Raw genomic sequence first — 4,130 nt, forward strand, 5'->3', positions numbered from 1 at the left:
CGGTCAAAATCGGCTCCGGCAGCCAAGTGATGCTCCTGGATGGCAATGAGATCGACGCGATGTCCGGGTCGCTCTTCCTGAATAATAATTCCAGCGGGGATGTTGTGCTCGTCAGAGGCGGCGGTAATGTTATCGTGAGTACTACACTCGTTCATAGCAGCGACCGGCGCTTGAAGAAAAATATCACCACCCTTGACCACGCTTTGGACAAGGTCTTGAACCTGCGCGGCGTCAGCTTTGAATGGAAAAAAGAGGGAGCCAGAAACAGGAACCCGCAGCAAGGCGTTCAAATCGGCTTCGTTGCCCAGGAAGTCGAAACCGTCGTTCCTGAACTTGTTAAAACGGATTCTGAAGGATACAAATCTGTGGCTTACGCTAATGTCACAGCGCTCTTGGTTGAAGCGGTTAAAGGCCAGCAGAAAACCATTGCAGAACAAAATACACAATTGAAGGCGCAAAATGCACAATTGAAGGAATTGAGAAGCAGAGTTAACAAGCTGGAAAGCCAATTTAGTCAGACAGCAATGCTCAATAAATAAACAAAATCAAAAATCGGAAATGGGAAATCGCAAACCGAAAAACGGAAGCGGCAAATAAACAAATCGTAGCCGTTTTGGACTCGCCCGAATTTCGAATTTTCGATTGAGGTAGTTTGGCTCAAAAAAGCCTGGAGGATCAGAGTCTTCCAGGCTTTTTATGTTAAGATTTGGATTTTAGTGGAGACGGCGGGAATCGAACCCGCGTCCGAGAGACAGTCACCAAGAACTTCTACATGCTTAGTTTGTTGATTCAATCTCGCTTTTTGAGGTTCAGCAAACAAAACCCCGAAAAGCCAGCTCGAAAGATTCATCGGAGGACCTCGAGCAAGTCCTGAGATATAGCCACAAGATCGACGTTCAGCTCAAAATGTGTGGCGCACCCTGAGTGAACGAGCTACGCTAATAAATTAGGCAGCTAATGCATACGCATAATTGTCTGCGTTTAATTAGTGTTTCCAGTTGTTTAACGAGGACCCGGAAGAACCTCGGCATGCCATTCTTAGCTCCTCGACCCCCGTCGAAGCCAGGTCGTCCCCAAAAAGCTCTAAAAGAAAGCAAATTTTTTAACGAGAGTCAAGGGAAAACAGTTCCGCATTACCCCGCTAACTTATTAAATCGGTCAATTTCTTCAAAAGTATTAAAAACATTTAGCGAAAGCCTGACAGCATTCCAGTTTTCCGATTCAAAAGGCCGGAACACATAGCCGTGTTTTTCAAACATCTCTTTAAACAAAGCCCGGCTGCTTGTTTCTTTCAGTTCGACTGTGTACAACGAGGTTGCCAAATCCGGATCAAGAGGAGAACGCCAGATAAATTTCGAATTGTTTTTGAGGGCTTGATAGAAAGTGTCCCGCAGTTCTTTTCGCCTTTGTTCTGCGCCTTTGCTGTTCAGTTTAGTTTGAAAGTCGACCGCATTCCCAAGCGTGAGCGTTGCAGCAAGATTTCTGGTTCCATAGTCTTCAAAAATACGCACGGAACCTTGCCATCTTTCCTGGCCCCAGGTCACCCACATCGGTTTTAAGTGCGATTGCAATTCTTTTCTAATATAAAGCAGCCCGGTGCCTTTGGGGGCCTGCAGCCATTTGTGGGGACTGGCCGCGTAGAAATCGATCCCCATTTCCTGAAGATTGACATCCACCATTCCGACAGCCTGAGCGCCGTCGACTGCGATATACTGGACGCCTTTTTCCCTGGCCATTTCGGCGAGCTCTTTTACCGGGTAGCGAATTCCCACCAAATTGTCGATATGCGGAAAAACAACCACCCGCGTCTTTTCCGAAATATTTCTTGCATAAATATCAACAATATCGTCTCTGGATAAATTCGGTACTTCTTGAATTGGAAACTCGAACTTCTTTACCGAAAACTCTTTTTCTTTGGCATAGTGAAACCAGCATTGGCCTGCACCGGCATGGTTCAGGGAGCTGAAAACGACTTCATCCCCGGCTTTTAAAGGAAGGCCGCTGGCAAGTAAATTAAAACCCTCAGTCGTGTTGTGGGTAAAGGCGAGCTCATCCGCGCTGCATCCCACAAATTTAGCAACTTTCTCACGCGTTTCTGCAAGTGCTTTTGCCCAGGGCTCACCCCACATATAAAGCCACGGATTTGATTCACACAGCTTTAAGTAGCCGGTATGTGCTTCATGGATAACCCTTGGAATTGTGCCGATCGAACCATGATTAAAATAGGTAATTTCAGGATTCAACAGGTATTGACGTCGCAGGTTTGCAAAATATTCACCTTTATTGTTCTGCTTTTCTAATCTCAATAAATTGTTGGCAAACACAGTTTGGATTGAGGAGAGTGTTGTGAGTGCCGTCACGGCCGTTATTCCGGAGCTTGCCTGTTTTAAAAAATCTCTTCTTTTCATAGGAATTCCTTTTAACCGATCGCTAATTTGTTTGATTTCCAATGCAATACAAATAATCCGAGGTTCGTATAAAGATCTTGGAATCGGCAACTGCCGGAGATGAGATTGTGTAGCTGCCGTCAAGTTCGTTGGTAGACAACAACTTGAATTTTGGACCGGCGGCCAATACGGTCGTAACTGCTTTTTCATTCGTAACATAAAGCTTATTGTCCACTAAAACCGGCGAGGCACTCACAATTCCCTGAGCAGTGCGCTCGGGACCCCAGACGACCCCACCCGTTTTAGCATCCAGGCAGACAACCAACCCTCTGTCATCGACCATGTAGAAATACTTACCGTCACAAACCGGTGTTGGTACATCCGTGGCGGCCGGACCTTCCCACTTCCAGGCGGGGTTGCCGCTCGCGATGTCGGCGGCACGGAAGGCCAGCAGCGGCTTTTTGCGTGTCGGCGCGTAAATCATGCCATCTATTGCGATGGGCGAGGCGCAGATGCGATAATTGCGCCGCTTGTCGGGGTTCAATCCTCCGGCGCGCCAAATTTCTTTGCCCGTTTCAGGATCGTGGCCGGTTACATAATCTCCGCCGAGGATAACAATCTGTGTTTTGCCGTCGTGTTGCAGCAGAGTGGGAGTGGTGTAAGCATCCGGTGACTCAGCCACGGCATCCGTGGGTCGTTCCTGCCGCCATTTCTCGTTGCCGGTCAAAGCATCGAAGGCAACCACGTAGGAAGGGTCGTCGGTTTTTTGTCCGTGTAAAACCTGAAGAATAAGCTTTCCCTCATAGTATAAAGGAGAGGAGGCGTACCCCCAGTTCATCCCGAAAGCGCCGTAGTCATCTTGCAAGTTTCGCTGCCAGATTTTCTTGCCATTTAGGTCGAATGCCGTGACGGTTCCATTACCGGTAACGACCCAAACATGCTTTCCATCTGTGACCGGAGATGGGGATGTGTTGTTGTGTTTGCGCCAAATTTTATTACCTTCGTCAAGTTCTCGTTGCCAAAGCACCGAGCCGTCTTTCTTGGAAATAGAAATCAGAAGCAGGGTTGAACCGCCAGGGTGGCGGGCGACACGTCGTCTTCTCCGTCGGTTGGGATTCCGCCGCTGCCGCTCTTCCTGGCGCTTTTTGGTTTCTTCCACAAAAGCCTCTACTTCCTCCTCATCGGCTTTGGCTGGTGAAGTGACAAAAATTTGATTCCCCCAGATGATCGGCGTGCCGCCGCTCCATGATGGCATGGGTGCCTTCCAAATGATATTTTCGCTGTCGCTCCAGGTCTCAGGAACGTTGGTTGTTTTGCTGACGCCATTTTGATCAGGGCCGCGCCATTGAGGCCAATTTTCCTGGGCATTTATATCAACTACCATCAGCATAAATACACACATGACCACTATTACGATTGTTCGAGCCATTGTTTTGTCTCCTAATATTTAGAAATTTATAAAACCAAATGAAATAAAAGTAAAAACGTTTTGGACACAGAGAAGACTGAGAATCACAGCGCGGCGTTCAGCCGCACAAAAAGAGTAAACCGATTGAGCGGATTAAACGGATTACCTGATAGGAAGCATAAATCCGCTAAATCCGTTCTATCCGCTTACAGAAGCAGTTGAACTTTCGAAGAAACTTTGCTAAAAAAACAGAATGTTGCAGATTTTGTAGTACAAAGAACCCAGAGATTTCAATTTATTTTTCTAATGATACCGTCTTTCAGAAAGAGCGTTTA

Annotated in this window: 3 protein-coding genes and 1 other RNA gene; 1 reads left to right on the forward strand and 3 read right to left on the reverse strand. The window is 47.2% G+C overall.

Going from position 1 to position 4,130, the window contains the following annotated elements:
* A partial coding sequence (locus tag IH879_20855; protein ID MCH7677379.1) for a tail fiber domain-containing protein occupies positions 1-539 on the forward strand: 539 nt, incomplete at its 5' end.
* A 175-nt stretch (positions 540-714) separates the two neighbouring features.
* On the opposite strand, the gene ssrA is transcribed toward IH879_20855, so the two are convergent.
* The 3 genes from ssrA to IH879_20870 all read right to left on the reverse strand — a co-directional run bounded on the left by ssrA (position 715) and on the right by IH879_20870 (position 3,816).
* Positions 715-1,075: a transfer-messenger RNA gene (gene ssrA / locus IH879_20860) on the reverse strand.
* A gap of 58 nt (positions 1,076-1,133) precedes the next feature.
* Complete coding sequence (locus IH879_20865) at positions 1,134-2,408, reverse strand: aminotransferase class V-fold PLP-dependent enzyme (protein ID MCH7677380.1); 1,275 nt, start codon at positions 2,406-2,408, stop codon at positions 1,134-1,136.
* Between the two features lie 22 nt (positions 2,409-2,430).
* Positions 2,431-3,816 (reverse strand): PQQ-binding-like beta-propeller repeat protein, encoded by a 1,386-nt coding sequence (locus IH879_20870; protein MCH7677381.1) that lies wholly within the window; start codon positions 3,814-3,816, stop codon positions 2,431-2,433.
* Positions 3,817-4,130: the final 314 nt, after the last annotated feature.

The organism is candidate division KSB1 bacterium (genome assembly GCA_022562085.1).
In the GTDB taxonomy this organism is placed as follows: Bacteria; Zhuqueibacterota; Zhuqueibacteria; order Oceanimicrobiales; family Oceanimicrobiaceae; genus Oceanimicrobium.